Below are 23925 nucleotides of genomic sequence, written 5' to 3'. Positions count from 1 at the left end.
AATCAGATGCGGTTCTTTTCTCTGATTTCGTCCAGAGTTTTACAATCGATGCATAGCGTTGCTGTTGGTCGAGCTTCTAAACGACGAATACCGATTTCAGTACCACATGACTCACAGAAACCGTAGTCACCTTTTTCTAAGTCCACCAGTGACTCATCAATCTTCTTGATTAATTTACGTTCACGGTCACGTGTGCGTAACTCAAGTGTGAATTCTTCTTCCTGTGTGGCGCGATCATTTGGATCGGGGAAGTTGGCCGCTTCATCTTGCATGTGATGAACGGTGCGGTCGACCTCAGCACGAAGCTGTGCTCTCCAGTTTTCTAAAATCTGACGAAAGTGCTCAACTTGAGCATCGTTCATATACTCTTCGCCTGCTTCCTCCTGGTAAGGAGTAATCTTAGTGTCGACTTGAGTGTTTTCCATCTTGAAACCTCATACTTTCTAAAACCAAGGGCGAATCTATACCAGAAGCGCCCAGCTTGTGCAAAATTAAAATTAACGTCGATGAACGGGTGTGGTGATAATTGATTATTTAACAATAAAAAACCATCACTTTTTCTCTTCGTCTCGACATCAGTCTGATTAAAAACCAGAGAGCATGGCACCGAAACGCGCACCTGTCTATCTTTTTCAACAGTAGATTAGTACGCCTATGTATGGGCATTGGCAAGCCTTTTCAATAGCTGCTGTTAAACCAGCTGAATTTGCTAAACTAGCCGCCAATTATTTCACCTTAAAACTCAAACGGATACGGCATGACCAAAAAAGTCGCCAGTCGCGCAAACGCAATTTCTCCCTTCCACGTTATGGATATTTTGTCTCAGGCTAAACAGCTGGAAGCGGCAGGACAGAACATCATTCATATGGAAGTGGGGGAGCCCGACTTTGACACACCTCAACCGATTATCGAAGCCGGCATGCATGCATTAAAGCAAGGTAAGACGCATTACACCCCAGCGTGTGGTTTGCCTGAATTAAGAGAAGCAATTGCTGGCTGGTATGAACAGCAGTATCAGGTAAAGGTCAATGCTGAGCGAATTATTGTCACACCAGGCGCATCAGGCGCATTACTTTTGGTAATGGGAGCGTTACTCGAGAAACAGAAGCAGGTGTTGTTGGCGGATCCCGGTTATCCCTGCAATAAACACTTTGCCAGATTTGTTGAAGGACGCGTCAATAGTATTCCGGTTAATGCGAATAACCAATACCAACTCACCGCTCAGCATATTGAGCAATATTGGGATGATAATACCGTGATGGCTTTAGTCGCTTCACCATCTAATCCAACAGGCACGGTGTTAACCCAACCAGACCTCAAGGAGTTAGCTGCTGCTGTCGCGAGAAAATCAGGCCATCTAGTCGTTGATGAGATTTATCATGGCCTTACCTATGATGGCTTTCACGCGCCCACGGCCTTATCGGTGAGTGATCAGGTGTTTGTCGTCAACAGCTTTTCTAAATTCTTTGGTATGACGGGATGGCGTTTGGGCTGGTTAATGGTGCCGGAAGGCTATACCGAAGTGATGGACAAATTAGCCCAGAATCTGTTTCTTGCACCAACGACCATGTCGCAATATGCCGCACTGGCGGCGTTTCAGTCCAATACCTTAGCGATATTAGAACAACGTCGCCAAGCCTTTGAGCGCCGCCGAAATACCTTGCTGCCATTATTGAAAGATATCGGCTTTTCCATACCCGTCACGCCACAAGGTGCTTTTTATCTTTATGCAGATTGTTCAACACTGCTGAATGAGCAGATACCCGATAGTATGGCTTTATCCCGGTTCCTGCTAAGTCAAGCCGGTGTCGCTATCACACCAGGTTTGGATTTTGGTCATTACCAAGCTGGGTCACATTGTCGTTTTGCCTATACAAGAGATGAGTCCTTGCTGGTAGAAGCTGCTGAGCGTATCAAACGTGTCATGACTGGATAAATCAAATAAGGCTTGTTTAGCAAACGCTAATATGGAATAGTCAAATGAGAGTCTGACATCGTCGGCTCTATATTCATTACCAATCGGATGGGCAGGCATGACAACGGTGATTCACCAACAATTACGCTTTGTTATTGATGAAATAGATAAAGCGATAGACAGTCATCAACAATGGTATCAACGGCTTTTGCGAGTGTTAGTGTCCCGCGTGGCACCTGATGAAAAAGATCTCAAAAATGATGCACATAAGTCATGTGAATTTGGTGAGTGGTTGTACACCTCACATATCGAGCTGATTCAGGAGCATCCCACCTTTGTGTCTCTGGAAATAGCCCATGAAAAGATGCACAGAAAAGCGAAGCAACTGATTGAGCTTGTCGTGTCTGATCAAGGGATTCCAGTGAGCTTGTTTGATGAGTTTAACGATGAGCTTGAAAAGATGCGGACACAGTTCCAGGCATTACGTCACGAGTTCGCCGATTTGGTCCAGAACCTGGATCCCTTAACTGGGGCTCAGACGCGAGCCGGTATGCAGGCTGAACTGAATAAAGAGCATGCTCTGGCAAAACGAAGCCAACAACCCAGCGCATTGGCTATGCTCGATCTTGACCACTTTAAACAGGTGAATGATAACTACGGGCACTCAGTCGGCGATGAGGTATTGATTAAAACGGTCGCATGTTTACAGCACGTATTGAGACCTTATGATCAGCTTTATCGCTACGGTGGCGAAGAATTCCTGATTTGCATGCCCAATACCACATTAGAACAAGTCGAACATGTGGCAGAGCGTATTCGCAGCATGGTTGCAGAACAGCAGATTATTTACGATAAAGAAGGTAACACATTACAAGTAACGGCCTCGATTGGTGTCACATCCCTTGATCCCGCCTATAGTGTTGACGATGCCATAAACAAGGTGGATGAAGCTATGTACGAGGCGAAAGCGGCTGGTCGCAACTTAGTGAAGGTTCGTTAGCGACTGCTGACCGTTTTAATTAAACGTCCAGGCGAGGATACGTGTGATTTTGTTACCTTGATACATATCAATTTGTTTTACCTCAGTAGCGCCCAGTTTTTGAATTAACTTGATTGCGGGTTTTACGTTCTCAATTTTTGACACCAGACTCGTAAACCAACGACATTGCTCGGCAAACGCCTGACTCTCACGAATCATCTTTTTGAGAAACAATTTCTCACCACCATTGCACCATAATTCGGCTGCTGAACCGCCAAAATTCAATGTAGGCTTATTGGTTTTTAGCTTTAAATTATGTTGTTTTTGTTGATGCGTTTTTAATGCTGCTTCAGCAGAAGCATGAAAAGGCGGATTACACACGCTCACATCAAATCGCTCACCTTGCTTAATGATGCCTTCAAATATGTGATGTGGATTTGGCTGATGACGCAGTGTCACCTGCGTTTCTAATGTTTTGTTGTTATCGAGTATGGTGGCGACATTGTTGATTGACGTTTCATTGATATCACTGCCCACACATTGCCAGCCATAACACCGACTGGCTAACAGAGAATAAATGCCATTGGCGCCAATACCTATATCGAGCATTCGGATATCGCTAGTGCGATCTGTAACACCTAATAAATCAGCTATGTAGTGGATATAGTCGACGCGTCCAGGAATCGGCGGGCACAAGGCACCATCGGGGATAGACCAGTCCTTGATTTGATAATGATGTGCCAGCAAAGCGGCATTTAGCTGTTTGACGGCCTCAGCATCACTGTAGTCGATAGATAAATGACCAAAATCATTGGTGAATACAAAAGCGTCTAAGCGGGGATGACTGGCTATCAACCCAAGAAAGTCATAACCGTGATTATGAAGGTTTCTAGGATGTAAACCTTTGTTAGGTAGGCGTTTAGTCATTTTTTTGATAGGCGTTGGCTATGGCACGGAGAACGCTCTCAACTTAAAGAGGTGTCATTATAAGCGTGGCGAGTGGCAATAAAAAATAATATGCTCAACCTGACCGTGAGATCAGGTTGAGATAAACAAAGCTGTTTTTATGCTTTTTCCAGTGCCTGAGCGATATCAGCAATAATGTCGTCAATATGTTCAATCCCGACCGAAATCCGCACTAAGTCTTCTGATACGCCTGCGGTGGCCAGCTCTTCCGGGTTTAACTGACGATGAGTGGTGGTAGCAGGGTGGCAGGCCAGTGATTTTGCATCACCAATATTGACCAGACGTAAAATCATCTGCAAAGCATCAATAAAGCGGGCACCTGCTTCTTTGCCTCCGGTGATGCCAAAGCTGAGAATACCGGAAGCCTGACCTTTGGTAATTTTCTGGCAGACCGCATGATAGGGGCTGTTTTCTAAAGCCGCGTAATTGACCCATTCCACTTTAGGGTGTTGTTGCAAATAATTAGCGACTTTCAGTGCATTCTCACAGTGACGTTCCATTCTTAAACCCAAGGTTTCAAGACCCTGCATTAATAAAAAGGCACTGTGAGGAGACAAGGCTGAACCCGTATTACGCAGCGGAATGACACGACAACGACCAATATAGGCGGCAGGCCCTAATGCTTCTGTATAGACCACGCCATGGTAAGAAGGATCAGGTTCGTTAAGCATCGGGAAACGATCTTTATTCGCCACCCAGTCAAAACGACCTGAGTCGACAATCATGCCGCCAACTGTTGTGCCATGACCGCCGATGTATTTCGTTAATGAATGCACGACGATATCTGCACCATGATCAAAAACACGGCAAAGATAAGGTGTGGCTACTGTATTATCGACAATTAACGGTACACCATGACGATGAGCAATCTCAGCCCAACGCTGTATATCAACGATATTACCGGCAGGGTTACCAATTGATTCACAGAATAAGGCTTTGGTTTTCTCGTCAATCAGGCTTTCGATTTTGTCGTAATCGTCAAAAGAGGCCATACGCACCGTAATCCCTTGTCGCGGGAAGGTATGTGCAAACAGGTTGAAGCTACCACCATAGAGTTGAGTGCTGCTGACAATATTGTCACCTGCTTCCGCAATCGCCTGGATAGCATAGGTAATCGCTGACATGCCGGATGCCACGGCCAGACCAGCAATACCGCCTTCCATCTCGGCAAGACGTTTTTCCAGCACGTCATTGGTTGGGTTCATAATTCGTGTGTAAATATTGCCCGGAACTTTCAGGTCAAATAAATCAGCGCCGTGCTGAGTATCGTCAAACGTATATGAGGTCGTTTGGTAGATAGGAACGGCAGCTGATTTAGTCGTCGGTTCAGATTCATAACCGTGATGTAAGGCGAGTGATTCTAATCGCATAATTCTCTCCATAAGCGCTGAGTTATATCATTTTATTGTGGTTAAGCTTGTCTACATGGCAGAGATTAACATGAGTACGCATGATGAGAGGTAATTGGTCACATGAGATATAAAAAGCAGAGCCACAAGACCATGACTCTGCTTTAAAGAAGAACAAGTTTAAGCTTCTGAAAAGCTTATAACTTTAACCGGCGTAAGCGTAAAGCATTGCCAATAACGGATACTGAGCTGAGACTCATCGCGGCGGCTGCCACCATCGGCGAAAGCAATAATCCAAAAAATGGATATAAAATCCCGGCGGCCACGGGCACACCCAGCGAGTTATAAATAAAGGCAAAGAACAGGTTTTGTCGGATATTTTTCATGGTGGCCCGACTCAGTTTGAGCGCCTGATAAATACCTCTTAAATCACCTTTCACTAGAGTCATGCCAGCGCTTTCAACAGCGACATCGGTGCCTGTGCCCATCGCTATACCAATGTTTGCCTGAGCCAGTGCTGGCGCATCGTTGATACCATCACCAGCCATTGCGACAATACGTCCCTGACTTTGCAAATCTTTAATATGCTGATTTTTCTGTTCCGGTTGCACATCAGCATGCACTTCATCAATGTTCAGCTGTTTTGCCACAGCATTGGCTGTGACATGATTGTCACCGGTCAGCATCACAATACGGATACCTTCTTTATGCAAGGCATCAATAGCGGCTTTGGTGGTGTCTTTAATCGGATCTGCGACGGCAACTAGTCCAGCTGCTTGACCGTCTACAGCCAGTAACATCACGCTGTCACCTTGCTGACGTAATGCTTCTGCTCGTGATTCAAGCCCACTGACATCAACCTTATTGGCTTGCATCAAGGCTTTATTGCCAAACAAAATAGATTTACCATCAACGCTGCCGCTGATTCCCTGACCGGTATGTGACTGAAACTGTTTGGCTTCAGCAAGTGATAGATTTTGTTTTTTTGCTGCCGCAATTAATGCGGTTGCCAGCGGATGTTCGCTATGTTGCTCCAGGCTGGCAGCCCACTGCAATAAAGCATTTTTTTCAAAGCCAACAACGGCTTCGATAACAGAAAGCTCAGGTTTACCTTGAGTTAAGGTGCCGGTTTTATCGACAACCAGCGTGTCGATTTTTTCCATACTCTCTAAGGCTTCTGCATTTTTAATCAACACACCATGAGCTGCACCACGGCCGGTGCCCACCATAATTGACATCGGCGTCGCCAAACCCAGAGCACAAGGGCAGGCAATGATTAATACTGCCACAGCATTGATTAAAGCATGTGCCAGTTTTGGGTCAGGCCCAACTACAAACCAGACAATAAAGGTAATAATGGCCACTGCAATCACAGTCGGTACAAAATAGCCTGCGACTTTATCTACCAGTTTTTGTATTGGTGCCCGGGAACGCTGTGCTTCAGCGACCATTTTCACGATTTGTGAGAGCAGGGTGTCACTACCCACTTTTTCAGCCTGCATTAACAAACTACCAGTGCCGTTGACTGTGCCACCGACCAGTTTGTCATCGACTTTTTTATTCACCGGCATGGCTTCGCCTGTGACCATGGATTCATCAATGTGACTTTCGCCTTCGATGACCAAGCCATCAACAGGAATTTTCTCACCAGGACGAATCCGTAATTTGTCACCCACTTTGACTTGATCCAGTGGGATATCTTTTTCATGGCCACAGTCGGTGACTTTTCGTGCTGTTTTTGGCGCCAAATCCATTAATAGTTTGATGGCAGTATTGGTTTGGCTGCGAGCCCTCAATTCTAATACTTGACCCAACAGTACTAACACCGTAATGACGGCGGCAGCTTCAAAGTAAACGGCTACCACACCGTCGTGTTGCATGCTGACTGGAAATACGCCAGGAAAGAGCAATGCAATGATGCTGTATGTCCAGGCGACACTCACGCCAAGTCCGATCAGGGTGAACATATTTAAGTGGCCAGTTTTCACTGATTGCACAGCACGCACCAGAAATGGCCAGCCAGCCCAGAATACAACAGGTGTGGCGAGTAAAAACTCAGCCCAATACCATTGTTGGATACTGCTCTCTGCTGGAAACAGTGATGGGGCCATTTCCAGTAACATGGCAATTAAAAACACAGGTAATGTTAATACCCCCCCAATAATGAAGCGTTTTAACATGTCTTTGTATTCGCTGTTATCCGGCTCGACTTCAACGGTGGTAGCTTCCAAGGCCATACCGCAAATCGGACAGTCACCAGGTTCATCCTGTATGACTTCCGGGTGCATTGGGCAGGTGTACTCGGTTTTCTGGTTAGTTGAAACGGGGGGTTCAGGTTCTAATGCCATACCACATTTCGGGCAACTGCCAGGCCCATCGTTTCGAACACCCTCACACATGGGGCAAATATAGTCGCCTTTGGCATCGGCATGAGTATGCTGGTGTTTATCTGAACTAGGCTGATGATCATGTTTGCCGCTGCAACAACTTTTCGCCGACTCTGTTTCAGGCTTATTAAGATAAAACTCGGGATCCGCCTTAAAATTATTTAAGCAGTGTTGAGAGCAAAACGCATAATTTTTATGCTTATAGCTGGTTTGGTATTTTGCAGAGGTTTCATCAACCTGCATACCACATACGGGATCAGTCGCCATTGTCTTCTCCTGAAATAATTGTTTTATCAATAGGGTATTGCTGTTTTCTACCCAATTGACAGTAATGGTGATGATTAAACTTATGAGCTTGGTTAGACTATAGAGTACGTACCATAGTACAGAGTCAATATCCTTATGAAAAAAGACAGTTGGACCATCGGGCAGTTCGCTAAACAAGTCGATGTGACGGTGGAAACCGTCCGTTATTATCAACGCAAAGGCTTACTTGATACGCCTGATAGCACTGGAGGTATTCGTCGATATGGGCAGCATGATTTGCGTCGTCTCAAATTTATACGTAAAGCACAGGAAGCAGGCTTTACTTTACGTGAGATTAAAGAGCTCATAGGGCTTGATTCGACACAAGATCATCACCGCGCATATCAACTAGCCATGCGACGTTTACAAGAGCTGGACGCCAAAATAGCTGAAATGCAGCAAGCACGTGACAGTTTAAAACGCTTGGCGGGTAACTGCGCTGCAGGCGGGGAAAGCAAACCCTGTGCAATACTGGCGGCGTTTAATATCTGACTTATGTTTGCATGACACATCTATTTTCGACGCTCAATAAACTGTAAAACCAAACCATAAATTAACGGTAAAACAAACAAGGCTAATACGGTAACGGAAATCATCCCGCCTACCATAGGCGCAGCAATGCGCTGCATCACATCACTGCCGGTACCATGACTCCACAAAATTGGTAGCAGGCCAGCGGTAATGGCGATAGCGGTCATGGCAACTGGACGGACTCTTTCTGCACTGCCTGAAAACACAGCTTGCCAGATAGCCTCTTTGGTGAGTTGTTGTTGTGGGTTCTGTTTCCTGACTTCATCTATCTTCTGATCGATAAAGGTTAGAACTAACACGCCAATCTCAGCGGCAACGCCAGCTAGTGCAATAAAACCGACAGCAACGGCAACAGAGAAGTTAAATCCAAGCCAATACAGCAACCATAAACCGCCAATGCTGGCAAACGGGATCGACAGCATCACAATAAGCGGTGACCGAATATTACGGAAGTTGAGGTATAACAATAAAAAGATAAGTAACAGTGTCAGAGGAATCACCAGCTTAAGTCGCTCTGCGGCACGTTGCATATACTCAAACTGCCCTGACCAACTGAGGGTATAACCCGGTGGCAGCGATACCTTTTCATCAATCAATTGACGTGCTTTCTCTACATAGCCGCCGATATCATCGGATTTTATATCAATATAGACCCAGGCATTGGGCCGTGAGTTTTCTGTCTTGATGACTGGGGCATCCCGTTTCAGACTTAAATCGGCCAGTTGTGATAATGGAATCTGGGCGCCGGTTGGTGCTGATATCAGGGTGCGCTTAAGCTCATTTAAGTTATCACGCATATCCCGTGGATAACGCAAATTGACGGGATATCGCTCCAGGCCTTCAACCGTATAGGTGACATTCATACCACCAATGGCTGTCTGAATGACATCTTGTACATCGCCAATATGTAAGCCATAACGCGCAATTTCATCTCTGTTGATATTGATATCAACAAAATATCCGCCTGTCGCTTTGTCACCAAATGCAGACAAGGTTTCAGGGAGCGTGTTGAGCAGTTGTTCAACTTGCGCAGTTAATGTATTGAGTTCGGTTAAGCTGGGACCACTGATTTTAATGCCGACTGGTGTTTTGATGCCTGTCGATAACATATCCAACCTTGTTTTAATGGGCATTGTCCAGCTATTGGTCAGGCCTGGAAACTGGATGGCTTCATCCATTTCATTCATCAGTTGCCGTGTGGTTTTACTAGGGTCTGGCCATTGCTCTCGCGGTTTTAAACGAATAGTTGTTTCGAACATTGATAACGGAGCCGGATCTGTGGCTGTTTCAGCGCGACCAGCTTTACCAAACACCGAAGCCACTTCGGGAAAGGTATGGAGAATCTTATCTGTTTGCTGCACTAACTCCCGTGCTTTAGAGATAGACAGTCCGGGGTAGGTGGTTGGCATATACAAAATGTCACCCTCATCGAGTGGTGGCATAAACTCGCTGCCTGTTCGTTGTATGGGAATGATACTAACAGCTAACAGCAATACGGTGATAAGCAATACGGGAAAACGATAATGAATACAAAATTTTAGAATAGGCCGATGAATACCGTGTAATAAACGATTCAACGGGTTTTTGGCTTCAGCAAGAATATTGCCGCGAATCAGTAATCCCATTAAAACAGGTACTAAACTTATTGCCAGAATAGCTGCCGCTGCCATGGCATACGTTTTGGTGAATGCTAAGGGACTGAATAAACGGCCTTCCTGCGCCTGCAGCGTGAACACCGGCAGAAAGGACACGGTGATAATCATAAGCGAGAAAAATAATGCCGGTCCCACTTCTTTAGAGGCAGTCGCTATCGCTTGCCAGCGTTCAGATGAAGAGAGCTTTCTGCCTAATTCAGTTGCGGCTTTTTCCAGGTGTTTATGTGCATTTTCAATCATCACAATGGCACCATCAATCATCGCACCTATCGCAATAGCTATGCCGCCAAGCGACATAATATTGGCATTAATCCCTTGCCAGTGCATTACGATAAATGCCATCAATATACCAATGGGTAAAGTAACAATTGCTACCAGTGCAGAACGTGCATGAAATAAGAAAATAATACAAATCAAGCTGACAATAAGCGACTCTTCCAGCAGCTTGTGTTTAAGATTATTCACACCACGATGAATCAGATCACTGCGATCATAGACGGGCAGTATTTCCACACCTGCTGGCAGGCTTTTTTCCAGTTCTTTAAGTTTTTCTTTTACGTTATTAATGGTACTCAGTGCATTTTCACCATAACGCATAACGACGATACCGCCTGCGACTTCACCTTCGCCATTCAGCTCAGCGAGTCCCCGGCGTAAATCAGGGCCGTAGTGAATATTAGCGATATCTGCCAGACGAATTGGCGTGCCATCTTCAGTCACACTGACGGAAATTGAGCGAATATCATCAAGTGACTGGATATAACCCAATCCACGCACCATGTATTCGGTTTCTGCCATTTCAATTAATTTACCGCCAACATCACTATTCGAACGCTGAATGGCTTTTTTCACTTTGGATAATGGAATGTGGTAATTCAGCAGGACATTGGGATCGACTTCGATTTGATATTGTTTGACATAACCGCCAATCGAAGCCACTTCTGCCACGCCATCCACGGTTTGCAGCGGATAACGTAAATACCAGTCTTGTATGGAACGCAATTGTGCTAAATCATGACGACCGCTTTTATCAACTAAGGCATATTCATATACCCAGCCAACACCGGTAGCGTCAGGACCGAGGCTTGGCGATACGTTTTCTGGGAGACGGTTACTGACATAATTCAGGTATTCCAGTACCCGTGACCGTGCCCAATACATATCGGTATTGTCTTCAAAAATAATGTAAACGAACGACAGGCCAAAAAAGGAATAGCCGCGTACAGACTTGGCTTTAGGTACGGCTAACATGGCCGTCGTTAAGGGATAGGTCACCTGATCTTCAACAACTTGTGGTGCTTGTCCCGGATACTGTGTGAATACAATCACCTGAACATCAGACAGGTCCGGAATGGCATCCAGAGATACATTTTTCAGGCTCCATAGACCTGTGACGACCAAAAAACTGGCTGCAAGTAAAACCAGTAGTTTTTCACGCAATGCCAGATCAATAATGGACTTAATCATGGTGATGATGCTCCATCTCTAGCATGTTCATTGACGAAGACGACGCCGGTGCTGGTGTCTCCTGTTCGATCATGTCTTGTTGATGATCGTGCATTTCTTCAGATGCAGGGGCGCCAATTGCACGCATTTTCTCAGTCGTTTCATTAAGTTTAGACTCAGAATCAATCAAGAACTGACTAGACGTTACCACTTCATCACCCACATTCACGCCGTTTAGGATTTGCGTCCTGCCATCGGCACTTAATCCGGTAGTGACCTTACGCGGCTCAAACTGACCCGCTGCTCTCATAATAAACACCTGCTCTTTATCACCTGAACGAATTATGGCCTCAGTCGGCACCGTAATGGCTTCAGGCTGATTTTTGGTATGAATGGTGACATTTGCAAACATGTCCGGTTTTAATAGCAAATCCGGATTATCAAATGCCATACGCACTTTAATGGTTCTGGTTGCAGCTTCAGCATAGGGGTAGATATAAGAAAGCGTGCCTTTAAAGGTTTTTCCTGGAATGGCAGTTAATTGCATGTCAACCGTATCGTTCTCACTGACCCAAGGCAGATCCGACTCATAGACCTGTGCGATCACCCAGACTTTATTGAGATCGGCCAGCATATATAACTCCGTTTGGGGTGTGACATACTGGCCTTCACGGGCGCCGATATTAATCACTGTGCCATTAAACGGAGAATGGATATGCAGCGCTTTAGGGATATTGCCCGTTTTCACCATATCGTGAATTTGATGCTCAGGCACATCAAGTAATGCCAGACGTTGCCGCGCTGAAACAACCATTTGTTCTGCACTGTGGCGAATATCGTCAAAGGGGCTGTTTTCCAGGGTTTTTGCACTGCTAATCGCTAATAAGTATTCCTGTGAACTGGTGACCAGTTGTGGCGAATACACACTTAATAACATCGTGTTTTTATCAACCTTGGTACCTGTTTTATCGACAAAAAGCTTTTCAACCCAGCCTTCTGTTTTGGGGTGAAGTTTAGATATGCGCTCTTCATCATAGGTCACCTTACCGACTGTACGAATAAGGTGCGATAAGCTGGAAAGTTTGGCAGTTGCGGTACGAACACCGATATTCTGTTCGGTGACCGGATCAATTTTAACCGTACCAGCTTTTTCTGGTGTAGAGGCCTCGTCTTCGTAAACCGGTATATAGTCCATGCCCATATGGTCTTTAGCAGGAACTGGCGACGTGACTTCCGGATTCATTGGATTACGGTAATACAACGGTTTGGCCGGTTTCTGCGTGGTTTCTGCTGTCACTGCTGGTGGGCTGGTCAAGTGCTGATATGTCATTAAACCGCCAGTACCAATCAATAAGCCGCTGATTAAACTGATAAAAATATACGTTGTTTTATTCATAAAAAGTGTCCTTACCTACACTGGCCTTCAGATTTGCTAATGCCGTTTTTGCTGTTTTTACGCTAAGCCATAACTGGGTTTCATAGTCATAAAGTGTGATTTGTGCTCTTACCAGGTTAAGAAAGTCGACTTTATTCACCTGATAACCCGATAGCATTGACGCTATAGTTTGTCGGGCCTGAGGCAAGATGCCTGTATTTAATAAGCTATATTGCTGACGTGCCTGCTCATATTGCGTCATGTAATTAGCAATCTCTGCTTGAACCTGATTCCAGCTATCCTGATAGGCGAACTGTTGTTGTTTTAATTCACTGTTTTTTTGTGAAATGGCCATTTTTTGTTTTTTGTAGGCAAATAACGGCACGTTAATTCCGACTTGCAATGACAGCATGTCACTACGATCAGAGCCATCCAGATTATTGCCTTGTCTGAGACCATAAGCTGCCGAAACTTTAAAATCAGGTAGCACGTTTTTTTCAGCTAAGGCTTTATCTTCTGCTGCTGCAGCAATCAGGTGTTTTTGCTGTTGTAGAAACGGCCTATTTTGTTTCGCGAGATGGAGAATTTCTGCAGCAGATTTAATATCAGGGAGAGTGGTATCAATATCTTGAAAGTCCGGAAGCTGAATGGGCGTATGCGTAGGTCGGCTAAGTAAGGTATTGAGTGTGATAACCAACTGTTCACGTTGACTGTTTAACTCAATCTCACGGTTTAGGAGTTTGGATAATTCCAGTTGAGCCAGCAGCACATCCTGCTGCAGACCATGTCCGACACGATATTTTGTTTCAGCAATATCGATAAATTGTTTAAGCAACGTTTTATTGCTGGAAATTACCGTCAACGTCTTTTCCAGATAAAACAGTTGCCACCAGTAGCTCGTTATAGATTTAATTAGCTGCTGTTTATACTCTGTCGTCATAAACGCGCTGGCACTGGCTCGTTCAGTGGCCGCTTGTTGTTTCAGTGCTAACTTGCCGGGAAATGGAATCTCCTGACTAATGCCTAATTGCCACTGAGTCATAGCTTCTTGTGAGGTACTGAGGCTATCGGTTGGTAAGTTAACCAGGCCCATGCTGATCATTGGGTCTGGCAGGCTGCCAAGTTGTGAGGGGAGAGCAGACATCGCCTCAGCTCGGGCCTGACGCTGGGCAAGCCCCGGGTTGGACTGCTCTGCCACAGTGATGGCGATATCTAAGGGCAAAACAGCCTGTGTCTGTTCGATACTATATGAAGTATCTTCAGCCGCATAAGCCGCTGGTATAAGGGAAATTAGTGGCAGTAAAAACAGCCACGCAGTAATGGAACTATTCCATCGGTTCATAAGCTTCACCAATCATTAATAATGATATAAGCACAGATGTGCTAAGGCCTCATGGAAATGAGGGGATGGGAGTTATGAACTTATAGGGGGCCTGAACAGGGAGTTGTGTTGATCTGTCGGCTTTGCTTCAATCTGACTCAAGGTGAGTAGAGTTAACAGAGGCTGGTTAGTGGAGAAAGAGCTCTTTGATGGCAGAGTTACCGTGCTGAAACAGCTATGATGATTGGATTGGCAGTGATCTATATCCATACAATGCTTGCAATCTTTGGATATCGTTTCTGCGCAGTGTTGGTCAGAATCAGAAGATTGAATAGAGTGCGATGAAGAGTGAGCCATAGCTGAACGCATTTCTGCTTTTTCTGCGTGCGCTGACCATGATGACAAAGTCATCATCAGTGTCATGCACAGCAGTAGGAAATGTGTCGTTATTTTTTTCACGTGTTATTTATTCAGTCGCGCTTTGTTTTTCTTTGAATTCTGCTTTTATGGTTTCCAGTACTGGAGGCACTGCATCACAGGCTTCAATATTACCAGTACACTGACTACATTCATAGGCTTTCCACCCAGCAGCGATATATTCATCTTTGTGTGGACTGGTCAAACGGTTTGCAATACCAATGGTGGACTTTGCACGTGTAGAAATAAATCCATATTCACCCTTACAAAAGCGAAGCTGATCTGGATTTTTTTTCACATCGTATTTTTGATGAATTTCGATACCTACTTCACGTAAATAATGAAGCTCAGCATATAATTTTTGTAAACTATCTCCGCTAAACTGATAGTTCAAATTGCCAGCGAATACAGCAGGGCACATGCATAAAAAAAGCAATAAGCTAGAAATTTTCAATGGTTCACTCCTCAGTATTCAATCATGTGTCTGGCAATGATGAATACGATTTAGTTCAGAGCTTCATATGTTATATGAAAAATACATTCAATAGGGAGGACAAGTTCATGGTGTTTTATGAATTAGGTATTTCCAGCCTCGGCTGTCTTCTGGTGGCTGGCAATGACAATGGTATCTGTTTTGTGGCACTGGCTGACGATCCAGACAGGTTAGTTGAGCACCTGCTGGAAAAATATCCACATGCAAAACAGCAGGAAAACGATACCTTATTAACGGATTATTTAATCCAGATTTTAAACTATATTGAAGCGCCAACAGGCGAGCTGGATTTGCCCATTCAGATGGAAGGTACATCGTTTCAAAAGTCAGTATGGAATACCTTATTGCAAATACCTGCTGGACAAACCAGAACGTATACTGAGCTCGCAATGATGCTTGGTCGGCCTTCGTCAGTGCGAGCCGTTGCCAATGCTTGTGCCGCGAATTCACTGGCATTACTGGTTCCTTGTCATCGTATTGTGAATAAAAACGGCAACCTTTCAGGCTATCGCTGGGGTGTTGAGCGTAAACAGATTTTATTAGGGCGTGAGAGGGCATTATTAAGTGTTTGAACATCTTCAATAATGCGTTTCTTTCCATAGCCATTTTAATAGGTGCTGGTTAAATTTTAACCATTCCTTAAAGCTTGTCATAAAAGAAACACTTACAGATTTACCAGAAAGTTATCCACAAGCTTATCCACTGGAATTGTGAGTAAGGTGAATAAGTGATTCCTTTATCGAGTTTACTTCTTTTTGATCTTCCATCTTCAACGATGACTTTGCTATGCGAAAATGGGATTGGTTAAAAAATAACCAAGTCATAAAGCTTGTCATAAAAGAGTCACTTACAGATTTACCAGAAAGTTATGCACATGCTTATCCACTGAAATTGTGAGTAAAAAGAATACGATTATTTCTGGAATACTGATCATGTCTGTTTCATAAACCTAGATATATCAACATTTTTCGGCTGATTTTTGCGTTGGTTAAAATTTAACCACATCATAAAGGTTGCCATAAAAGAAACACTTACAGATTTACTAGAAAGTTATCCACATTATTTTCCACAGAAATTGTGAGTAACTAGCGTAATGACCAGCTATACCTTGAAATTGAGTTTTGCATAACAAATTTGAGGAAAATATCTATATAATTCTTATGGGAATTCGTTAATTAAGTCGTGAAAGTGAGAGTATTAAGTTGTTCAAGCTCAGATACCGTTTACATCTATTGTTGTTGTGGATAATCACATATCCATTTCAAGCAGCAGCATTTGATACCGGTATCGATAATTTTCACATCAACGGCTATGGTTCACTTGGTCTTGTCTATAACGATAGTGATGATATTTATTATCGACATTCGATTGAACAAGAAGGCTTCGATAAAGGGTTTGATTGGACGACTGCTTCTAATTTGGGAATGCAGCTGGACTATGCGTTTAACCATAAACTGACATTCACGACGCAGTTCTTATTAGAAAAACGACCAGAAAACTCCCTGAACCGAAGTATTGAGTCAGCTTTTTTTTCCTACCATATCAATGATGCTTTTGAGCTGAATATTGGCCGCATGCCGAATGGCGTTTTTATGTCATCTGAATATAAGAACGTGGGGTTTGCTAATTTATGGGCTCATCATCCAGTTGAATTCTATGGCCAGATCGCCAGTGATAAATATGATGGTGTTGAGTTAAAACATCACTCAAGGCTAGCAGATGGAATGCTGACCACCTCTATCTGGGGAGGACGTAGTCATTTCCCTTATGCCAGCAGCGATGGTTCAGAAGAGGTTATTTGAGCCCAATTATGGTGTAAGCCTGGGTTGGGAAAATCAGACCTGGCAATTTCGTGTTTTGTATTCTCAAGCGAAGATTAATGATAAGGCAGATCCTGTAGCGGCACTTGATGAGGCTTTAATACAAGCATCAGAATTTGGCTGGCCTGAAGCAGCTTCACTGGCTGGATTTTCTATCAATGATACCTGGCTTAAATATTTAGCCGCTGGCGTTAGCTATGACAAAGATAACTGGTTGATTCAAAGTGAGCTCAGCTTGGTGAAAGCGGAAACCAGTGTTCAAGATAAATATGCTTCAGGATACCTCAGCATAGGTCACCGTTTCGGTTCAATCACACCATATATTATCGTTAGTAAATTTAAAACGCTTGGCAGTAGAGAGAAGATAACATCAGCGCCGGCCTTTATTCCCGCTTATCAGCAACTACAAGCAATTACGCAGGCTGCGAGCAATGCTATGTATACCGATCAGGGAAGTATTGGTATTGGTGCGCGTTGGGATGTGTCACAGAGAGTGTCATTAAAAGCGCAGTGGGACAGCACCTGGGTTGAAAAATATGGCGATTTTATTTTCGAGCAGAAAAACCCTATAGATAAACAACACAGTTTTGATACGTTTAGTCTGACCATGGATTTTATATTCTGATGAAGACATTATTCGTATCATTCATACTGCTTTTATCATTGATGCCTAGCATGGTTTCTGCCGATGATCTTGTTGTTGTGGCCAATAAAAATAATCCTTTAAATGAATTATCAAAACAACAAATCATTGATATTTTCATGGGAAGAACCACATTCTATGCATCGGGACAGCGCATTATTTTACTTGACCAGAAACTTAACTCGTCTACGAGAAAACAGTTTTATCTCAAACTTGTTAATAAAACACTTAACGAAATCAATTCATACCGAGCCCGATTACTTTTTTCTGGACGAGCGACCTTGCCCAGAGAAGTCAGTGATAAGGAGTTGATTAACTACTTAGAGACAGATACGGATGCTATTGGCTATGTTGAAGCAGATAAAGTGAACGATAAATTAAAAATTCTTGGTTATGTTGACTAAGCTTCGTACCAGTATCGCAACACGTTTAGCCCTAATACTGTTGCTTGCTGGCCTGGTGTCGGCCTTATGTACTGGCTATGTATTTTATAGTTATACCTATTCAAAAGAGTTTGCCCAGAGTCAAAAACAACTGAGGCAACTGGTTCATGCCGTGTCCCAAACTGCTGCCATTGCTGCCTATCTGGATGATCTCACATTGGCTAAAGAGGTAGTTGACGGCATTGCCGCCAGTGATTTAGTGAAAGCCGTGGTACTAAAATCCACCCAGGAAACATTATCAACGCGTGGCATTATGCCTGATGAACCCGTTGAGACTTTGCGATTTAATTTGGACTCACCCTTTGTTACGGGGGAAACGGTCGGAAAGTTATTAGTCGCCCCAAATATTGCCTCAATTCAATTCGATGCTAAAAAAACGGCTATGAATCATGTGACTCTCATCGCTGTGCAGACATTTATTTTAATTACCTTAATCATTTTTTTACTTAACAGACAGCTCATTACAGAAATTAAACGCCTAGCCAAGCGTTTGCATAGTATTCGTATTGGTAGTGACCAACGTCTGGTTCCTACGCCATCACACAAATATGATGAAATTGGTTTATTAACTCATGATATCAACCACTTATTGAGCTCGGTTGAAGATAATATCAACCTTGAAAGAGCGCTAAGACAGGAAGTAGAAGAGCTCGAAAACCGTTTCAGAGATATCTTTGAGCAATCCAGTCATGGCATCGCGATTGTGGATATTGATGGCAAAATGAAGCTACATAACCCATCATTCAGAAATATTATTGGTAAGCCAAGTTTTGAAAAAATTTCTCAGCAAAACCCCGTTTCATTCTTCACCGTCTTTGACGAGGAAAAAAGTCGTTTAGAGTCGGCTGCTGCTGAGGTTTTATTAACAGGTGAGTCACGTGCCGTTGATATAAAAATTGAGGACAGTGGTGAGACTCGATGGCTATATTGTCTTATTTCACTTATGACTGATGATGATAAAGCGTCGTCATTTGAGATTGTTTTACAAGATATCTCTGAACGTCGGAATCGTGAAGAAAAACTCAAAGGGCAGGCTGAAGTTGATGCTTTAACCAATCTATATAATCGTGGTGCTGGAGAAAATAAGATAGAACAGCTCATCACATTAGCTGAGACTAAGCGTTTTGCTTATGGCCTGTTTATGATCGATTTGGATGGCTTTAAACCCGTTAATGACCAGTTTGGCCATGAAGCAGGTGACAAAGTGTTGATTGAAGTCGCAAATCGATTATTGAGTTCTGTGCGTGCTGACGATGTGGCGATACGTTGGGGGGGCGATGAATTTGTTATTTTTGCCAGATTAACCACAGACCTATTGGAAGCGAGTCGTATCGCAGAAAAACTGCTGAGTATTTTACGTGAACCAATTGAATGTGAGCTCTATAACACGGTCAATATTAGTGCGAGTATCGGTATCGCGCTTTATCCATTCAATGCCGACAACTTGGAATCACTGCTTAAATATGCTGACCTGGCTATGTATGAAGTGAAGTCACAGCACAAAAATGGTTATAACTATTTTAAACAACCCAGTTTGAAGACCGCTGATACTGATAATGTGATCACTGGATTTTAAAATGCCCGGTGTGAACACCGGGCATAGATAGAATGATTTACTGAATTGGCAAAGAGATTAATTTGCCGGCTTTCATGTCAGGTACCAGTATTGACTGACCATCTGCAGATAGTGCAATGTCAGCTGCAGAGACAAAGTCTTCACTGATGAGCTGAGGTGTCGCTTTAGGCTCAACTAATTGCCAGACTTTACCATTCTGCCAATCACTCACGTAAAGATAACCTTTACTGTCTCTGACCAGACCATCTGCGCCACCAAAGCCCTTGTTTAAGGCCTCGGTTTTGCCTGAACTGATAGATGTGCGGTACAGATCCCCAGTACCAAAGTCGGCGACTAATAGTGTGTCATTACCATCCATCAATAGGCCATTTGGGCGTTTAATCGCCGAGTTGGTATTTAAAATTTCACTTATTTTTCCTGCTTGTGTGATTTGATAGATACCAGCGTTTTCACCTTCATCCGTGCCACTGTCTGAAACATAAATGGTGCCATTACCATCAATTTCCACATCATTCAGGAATACGGGTTTTCCTGGAAGTGCTTTCTTATCAGCGATAACGTTGACCTTGCCATCCATGTCGACTTTCACAACATGATCGACGTCAGCAATATACAGTTCGTTATTCCATAAATCGATGCCTTTTGGATCATTTAAGCCTGTGGCTAAAGTTGACTTTTGACCGTCTTTATCAATAACGGTAACCTTACCATCACCCGCTTTGCCAAACTCACCAATTTCAGTAATAAACACACGTCCATCTGGTGCAGCAATTGCTGATTCAGGCATCACCAAGCCGCTGATCGTTTGACTATTTGAGCGAGACGTAGCGACTTTTGCTGCTTTGTCATCGCCATAGCTGACACGATAAATCACATCATTGTAGTCATCTGAAATCAACAATGAACCATCAGAAAGTTGTAATACATCGGTTGGTCGTCCCCAGGCTTCTCCATTTTGTAACCAACCATCAATAAAGACATCTTGACCCGTTACCTGATGATTATCATCAAAAGTGACGCGCATTAACTGGTAACCAACAGGGCTGGTTCTATTCCAGGAACCATGCTGAGCAATAATAGCATCGCCTTTATAATCGGCTGGAAACATGTCTCCTGTATAGAATTTAAGGCCCAGACTCGCTGTATGTGCCTGAAACTCTTGCACTGGGAAGGTGACTTTTTGTGGGACTTTTTTGTCTTTCCAATCTGGATGTTGTGCCTTGCCACCAGCATAAAATGGGAAACCGAAATGCATACCCGCTTCAGGAGCCTCATTGAGCTCACCTGGTGGGGTGTCATCACCCATCATATCGACATTATTATCAGTGAAATACAAGTCACCAGTGTCGGGCTGGAAATCCATACCGACTGAATTCCTGATCCCTTTGGCATAAATCTCAGCCTCACTGCCATCAGCATTCATGCGAATAATGCTGGCCTCGATACCTTCAGGGTTACAGATATTACAAGGGGCACCGACCGTCACATACAGTTTGTTATCGGGGCCAAAAGCAATATAACGCCAGCCATGATGGGCTTTATCCGGGAGTCTGTCATAAATGACTTCACGCATTTGTTTGAATGGGAGCGTCAGGTCAAAACCTGGTGCAGCGTAGCGTGCAATACGGTTTTGCTCAGCGACGTAGAGATTACCCTGGTGCATGGCGACGCCATTACCTACTTTTAAATCATCAAGAATATTGACGACTTTTTCCGCTTTGCGATCTTTGTTTTTATCAACAACAGCAAAAACATTATTACCGCGTGTGCCGACAAAGACTGTTCCTGTTGATTGACCCAATGCCATTTGACGAGCACCCTCGACTTCAGCATATACATCAATATGGAATCCTTCTGGCAAGTTGAGTTTGTGCAGATTTGCTTCTGCATCTGCCCGATCTGCCAATACAGCCTGACTCATTAGTCCTACTGTGCTGGCTAATACTAGCTTAGAGATAGTCTTTAATGTCATACATCCTCCTTTAGTCTGTATTTCTTAATGATCAGAACAGCGACACCTGTATTGTTATCATCACTGCACTGTTTTTATGCGGGTATCAGGGTGCTTTTTTCTGATACCTGGAGTACTTATTGTCTAAAAATGGATTACTTTTTACCGACAGTTATTGTTCAGTAAGAAAAGGGTAGTCGATGTAACCATGGGCATCACCACCATCAGTTATTGTTCAGTAAGAAAAGGGTAGTCGATGTAACCATGGGCATCACCACCATAGAATGAGTCACTGTCCGGAGTATTGAGCGGCGATTGCGTGGCAAATCTTTCCACTAAATCCGGGTTCGCTATAAATAGTTTGCCAAATGAAATACAGTCAGCGTCACCACTCTTGATAGCAACATTGGCGGTGTCAAATGTATATTCACTGTTGGTCATGTAATGACCTTGGTACCATTCACGGCATAAACTCAGATCAAATGCCGGACCTGCCATGCCCGGATTTTCTGATCCCATTTCTGTGATATGTAAATACGCTAAATTGAAAGCGTTTAACGCTTTAATAACGTACTCAAAAGTCTGCTGAGGCTGACTATCTTTCATATCATTGAAGGGTTGAAGAGGTGACAGACGAACCCCAACTCGGTCCGAACCCCAGATTTTGCAAACTTCATCAACGACTTCCAATGTCAGTCTGGCACGGTTCTCAATGCTGCCGCCATAGCCATCTGTACGCTGATTGCTGCCATCACGCAAAAATTGGTCAAGCAGATAACCATTGGCAGAATGTACTTCTACACCATCAAAACCTGCTGTGAGCGCGTTGTAAGCGGCAGTTCGGAAGTCATCAATTGTCTGTTTGATATCATCTGCAGTCATTGCCTCGGGTGTTTCATAGGGCTTCATTCCCTCATAGGTATATACCTCACCGGCAGGTTTGATGGCTGAAGGGGCGAGTGGCTTCATACCGTCGGGTAACATGGAAGAGTGTGAGACCCGGCCACAGTGCCATATTTGCAATACAATTTTGCCACCTTCAGCGTGGACAGCTTCAGTCACTTTTTTCCAGCCTTCTATCTGAGCCTCGCTGTAGATTCCGGGCGTGTTCGGATAGCCAATCCCTTTTGCTGAAATCAATGTTGCTTCGCTAATAATGAGGCCGGCTGATGCACGTTGACGGTAATACTCCACATTCATTTCCGTCGGAGCCAAGCCTTCACCAGCCCGATTACGAGTTAAAGGCGCCATGATGACGCGATTTTTCAAGCTGATAGAACCCAGTTCGATAGGCGATAAAAGTGATTCTGTTTGCTGATTCATTGATGTCATAGTGAATCCTTAGAGTTAGAGTGTAATAACAATTTTGCCTAATTGATTATTGGCTTCCAGATAGCTGTGTGCTGTCACGATATCGTCAAAATCAAATGTCTTTGCTATGACTGGGCTCAGCTGGGAATGTTTTAACCAGTCAAAGATTTTTTCTTTGGCTTTAGCTAAACGCTCTGGTGCACTGGTAAACTCAAATAAGGTGTAGCCACGAATCGTGAGGCCTTTCTGTAATGCAGTGAATAATGGATAAGGCGTGGGGTCTGCGCTCAGTGCACCATATTGAAAAATCATGGCTAGTGGGGCGCAAGCTTCAGCTAACGTACTTAGCATAGGGCCAGCTACCGGATCGAATACGATATTCACACCACGACCATCAGTGATGGCCATGACGGCATCAACCACATCATCCTGTTCACTGATAATGACGTGCTCGGCACCAAGCTGGTGAAGTTGTTCGACTTTATCAGCTGTTCGAGTCATGGCGATTGGCGTGGCACCCATCAGGTTACATAACTGTATCGCTGCGAGTCCGACACTGCTGGATGCAGCAGGGATTAAGACAAAATCATCGGCTTTCATTTTGGCAATATCAATCAGGGCACCATATGCTGTTAGATACTGCATCCATACTGATGTCGCTTGTTCCCAACTTAAATTTTCAGGATGTGGGGTGACAGCCGTGATCGGCATATTTGTCAGCTCTGCATAGCTTCCATATTGATTCATAGAGAAATTGGGAATAGTACTGACCGCATCGCCCACTTTGATGTGTTTAATATTTTCGCCAACCGCTTTGACTGTGCCAGCACATTCATAGCCTATGCGTGTAGGGAATGTCGGTGCTTCGAGATATTGGCCACGGCGGAACATAGCTTCAGCACGGTTAAGACCAATAGCATGGACTTTAATCTGCACTTCGTCTGCCGCGGGAGCAGGCACAGATTCATCAATAATAGATAAAACAGATGGCTCACCGGCCTCAGAAAATTGAATAGTTTTTGTCATAAGGCGCTCCTTATA

The 23925-nt window shown here is 44.0% G+C and carries 19 protein-coding genes; 8 read left to right on the top strand and 11 right to left on the bottom strand.

Annotated features, from left to right (window positions below; translation table 11 throughout):
- Positions 1 to 2: 2 nt before the first annotated feature.
- A complete protein-coding gene (gene dksA, locus B3V56_RS01345; protein WP_284722493.1) occupies positions 3 to 425 on the bottom strand; it encodes an RNA polymerase-binding protein DksA in 423 nt (140 codons plus the stop codon).
- Between the two features lie 332 nt (positions 426 to 757).
- On the opposite strand from dksA, the gene B3V56_RS01340 reads away from it, so the two are divergent.
- Positions 758 to 1936 (top strand): pyridoxal phosphate-dependent aminotransferase, encoded by a 1179-nt coding sequence (locus B3V56_RS01340; RefSeq protein ID WP_289283500.1) that lies wholly within the window; start codon positions 758 to 760, stop codon positions 1934 to 1936.
- 97 nt (positions 1937 to 2033) lie between these two features.
- Positions 2034 to 2915: a diguanylate cyclase gene (locus B3V56_RS01335; RefSeq protein WP_289244823.1), complete on the top strand. Its 882-nt coding sequence runs from the start codon at positions 2034 to 2036 to the stop codon at positions 2913 to 2915.
- Positions 2916 to 2930: 15 nt separating this feature from the next.
- Here the strand turns inward: B3V56_RS01335 and rlmF are convergent, their stop codons facing one another.
- From rlmF to B3V56_RS01320, 3 genes are all read right to left on the bottom strand, one after another.
- Complete coding sequence (gene rlmF / locus B3V56_RS01330) at positions 2931 to 3821, bottom strand: 23S rRNA (adenine(1618)-N(6))-methyltransferase RlmF (protein ID WP_289283498.1); 891 nt, start codon at positions 3819 to 3821, stop codon at positions 2931 to 2933.
- Positions 3822 to 3958: 137 nt separating this feature from the next.
- Positions 3959 to 5230 carry an O-acetylhomoserine aminocarboxypropyltransferase/cysteine synthase family protein gene (locus B3V56_RS01325; protein ID WP_289283497.1) on the bottom strand — a complete coding sequence of 424 codons (1272 nt, stop codon included), beginning with the start codon at positions 5228 to 5230 and terminating at the stop codon, positions 3959 to 3961.
- 176 nt (positions 5231 to 5406) lie between these two features.
- On the bottom strand, positions 5407 to 7863 hold the full coding sequence (locus tag B3V56_RS01320) for a heavy metal translocating P-type ATPase (protein ID WP_289283895.1): 2457 nt from the start codon (positions 7861 to 7863) through the stop codon (positions 5407 to 5409).
- A 135-nt stretch (positions 7864 to 7998) separates the two neighbouring features.
- Between B3V56_RS01320 and B3V56_RS01315 the strand changes: the two genes are divergently transcribed.
- The gene (locus B3V56_RS01315; protein ID WP_289283894.1) at positions 7999 to 8394 is read left to right on the top strand and encodes a MerR family transcriptional regulator; all 396 of its coding nucleotides are present in this window, start codon (positions 7999 to 8001) and stop codon (positions 8392 to 8394) included.
- A gap of 20 nt (positions 8395 to 8414) precedes the next feature.
- Here the strand turns inward: B3V56_RS01315 and B3V56_RS01310 are convergent, their stop codons facing one another.
- From B3V56_RS01310 to B3V56_RS01295, 4 genes are all read right to left on the bottom strand, one after another.
- Complete coding sequence (locus B3V56_RS01310; RefSeq protein WP_289283493.1) at positions 8415 to 11555, bottom strand: efflux RND transporter permease subunit; 3141 nt, start codon at positions 11553 to 11555, stop codon at positions 8415 to 8417.
- Complete coding sequence (locus tag B3V56_RS01305; RefSeq protein ID WP_289283492.1) at positions 11548 to 12930, bottom strand: efflux RND transporter periplasmic adaptor subunit; 1383 nt, start codon at positions 12928 to 12930, stop codon at positions 11548 to 11550. Before B3V56_RS01305 ends, B3V56_RS01310 begins: the two co-directional genes overlap by 8 nt.
- On the bottom strand, positions 12923 to 14251 hold the full coding sequence (locus tag B3V56_RS01300; RefSeq protein WP_289283893.1) for a TolC family protein: 1329 nt from the start codon (positions 14249 to 14251) through the stop codon (positions 12923 to 12925). Before B3V56_RS01300 ends, B3V56_RS01305 begins: the two co-directional genes overlap by 8 nt.
- 445 nt (positions 14252 to 14696) lie before the next feature.
- Positions 14697 to 15101, bottom strand: a complete 405-nt coding sequence (locus tag B3V56_RS01295; protein ID WP_289283892.1) for a hypothetical protein — start codon at positions 15099 to 15101, stop codon at positions 14697 to 14699.
- 107 nt (positions 15102 to 15208) lie between these two features.
- Here B3V56_RS01295 and B3V56_RS01290 point away from each other — a divergent pair, with 107 nt between their 5' ends.
- The 5 genes from B3V56_RS01290 to B3V56_RS01270 all read left to right on the top strand — a co-directional run bounded on the left by B3V56_RS01290 (position 15209) and on the right by B3V56_RS01270 (position 19622).
- Positions 15209 to 15712 carry a methylated-DNA--[protein]-cysteine S-methyltransferase gene (locus B3V56_RS01290; protein ID WP_289244831.1) on the top strand — a complete coding sequence of 168 codons (504 nt, stop codon included), beginning with the start codon at positions 15209 to 15211 and terminating at the stop codon, positions 15710 to 15712.
- Between the two features lie 630 nt (positions 15713 to 16342).
- Positions 16343 to 16942: a hypothetical protein gene (locus B3V56_RS01285; protein ID WP_289283645.1), complete on the top strand. Its 600-nt coding sequence runs from the start codon at positions 16343 to 16345 to the stop codon at positions 16940 to 16942.
- A complete protein-coding gene (locus B3V56_RS01280) occupies positions 16908 to 17585 on the top strand; it encodes a hypothetical protein (RefSeq protein WP_289283646.1) in 678 nt (225 codons plus the stop codon). Before B3V56_RS01285 ends, B3V56_RS01280 begins: the two co-directional genes overlap by 35 nt.
- Positions 17585 to 18007, top strand: a complete 423-nt coding sequence (locus B3V56_RS01275) for a substrate-binding domain-containing protein (RefSeq protein WP_289283647.1) — start codon at positions 17585 to 17587, stop codon at positions 18005 to 18007. Before B3V56_RS01280 ends, B3V56_RS01275 begins: the two co-directional genes overlap by 1 nt.
- Positions 17997 to 19622: a diguanylate cyclase domain-containing protein gene (locus tag B3V56_RS01270; protein ID WP_289283648.1), complete on the top strand. Its 1626-nt coding sequence runs from the start codon at positions 17997 to 17999 to the stop codon at positions 19620 to 19622. Before B3V56_RS01275 ends, B3V56_RS01270 begins: the two co-directional genes overlap by 11 nt.
- Positions 19623 to 19659: 37 nt before the next feature.
- On the opposite strand, the gene B3V56_RS01265 is transcribed toward B3V56_RS01270, so the two are convergent.
- The 3 genes from B3V56_RS01265 to B3V56_RS01255 form a co-directional block, all read right to left on the bottom strand.
- Complete coding sequence (locus B3V56_RS01265) at positions 19660 to 21594, bottom strand: PQQ-dependent sugar dehydrogenase (RefSeq protein WP_289283649.1); 1935 nt, start codon at positions 21592 to 21594, stop codon at positions 19660 to 19662.
- 207 nt (positions 21595 to 21801) lie between these two features.
- A complete protein-coding gene (locus tag B3V56_RS01260; RefSeq protein WP_289244835.1) occupies positions 21802 to 22905 on the bottom strand; it encodes an alkene reductase in 1104 nt (367 codons plus the stop codon).
- A gap of 15 nt (positions 22906 to 22920) precedes the next feature.
- Positions 22921 to 23910, bottom strand: coding sequence for a zinc-dependent alcohol dehydrogenase family protein (locus B3V56_RS01255; protein ID WP_289282223.1), 990 nt, complete (start codon positions 23908 to 23910; stop codon positions 22921 to 22923).
- Positions 23911 to 23925: the final 15 nt, after the last annotated feature.

It is taken from the genome of Methylophaga sp. UBA2513, from assembly GCF_002341285.1.
GTDB lineage: Bacteria > Pseudomonadota > Gammaproteobacteria > Nitrosococcales > Methylophagaceae > Methylophaga > Methylophaga marina.
This window is presented reverse-complemented; position numbering and strand designations above follow the sequence as displayed.

What these genes read in the sequence shown, in the direction of transcription:
- dksA (WP_284722493.1), bottom strand. Translation starts at nt 425, where the DNA reads ATGGAAAACACTCAAGTCGACACTAAGATTACTCCTTACCAGGAGGAA.
- B3V56_RS01340 (WP_289283500.1), top strand. Translation starts at nt 758, where the DNA reads ATGACCAAAAAAGTCGCCAGTCGCGCAAACGCAATTTCTCCCTTCCAC.
- B3V56_RS01335 (WP_289244823.1), top strand. Translation starts at nt 2,034, where the DNA reads ATGACAACGGTGATTCACCAACAATTACGCTTTGTTATTGATGAAATA.
- rlmF (WP_289283498.1), bottom strand. Translation starts at nt 3,821, where the DNA reads ATGACTAAACGCCTACCTAACAAAGGTTTACATCCTAGAAACCTTCAT.
- B3V56_RS01325 (WP_289283497.1), bottom strand. Translation starts at nt 5,230, where the DNA reads ATGCGATTAGAATCACTCGCCTTACATCACGGTTATGAATCTGAACCG.
- B3V56_RS01320 (WP_289283895.1), bottom strand. Translation starts at nt 7,863, where the DNA reads ATGGCGACTGATCCCGTATGTGGTATGCAGGTTGATGAAACCTCTGCA.
- B3V56_RS01315 (WP_289283894.1), top strand. Translation starts at nt 7,999, where the DNA reads ATGAAAAAAGACAGTTGGACCATCGGGCAGTTCGCTAAACAAGTCGAT.
- B3V56_RS01310 (WP_289283493.1), bottom strand. Translation starts at nt 11,555, where the DNA reads ATGATTAAGTCCATTATTGATCTGGCATTGCGTGAAAAACTACTGGTT.
- B3V56_RS01305 (WP_289283492.1), bottom strand. Translation starts at nt 12,930, where the DNA reads ATGAATAAAACAACGTATATTTTTATCAGTTTAATCAGCGGCTTATTG.
- B3V56_RS01300 (WP_289283893.1), bottom strand. Translation starts at nt 14,251, where the DNA reads ATGAACCGATGGAATAGTTCCATTACTGCGTGGCTGTTTTTACTGCCA.
- B3V56_RS01290 (WP_289244831.1), top strand. Translation starts at nt 15,209, where the DNA reads ATGGTGTTTTATGAATTAGGTATTTCCAGCCTCGGCTGTCTTCTGGTG.
- B3V56_RS01280 (WP_289283646.1), top strand. Translation starts at nt 16,908, where the DNA reads ATGCCAGCAGCGATGGTTCAGAAGAGGTTATTTGAGCCCAATTATGGT.
- B3V56_RS01275 (WP_289283647.1), top strand. Translation starts at nt 17,585, where the DNA reads ATGAAGACATTATTCGTATCATTCATACTGCTTTTATCATTGATGCCT.
- B3V56_RS01270 (WP_289283648.1), top strand. Translation starts at nt 17,997, where the DNA reads ATGTTGACTAAGCTTCGTACCAGTATCGCAACACGTTTAGCCCTAATA.
- B3V56_RS01265 (WP_289283649.1), bottom strand. Translation starts at nt 21,594, where the DNA reads ATGACATTAAAGACTATCTCTAAGCTAGTATTAGCCAGCACAGTAGGA.
- B3V56_RS01260 (WP_289244835.1), bottom strand. Translation starts at nt 22,905, where the DNA reads ATGACATCAATGAATCAGCAAACAGAATCACTTTTATCGCCTATCGAA.
- B3V56_RS01255 (WP_289282223.1), bottom strand. Translation starts at nt 23,910, where the DNA reads ATGACAAAAACTATTCAATTTTCTGAGGCCGGTGAGCCATCTGTTTTA.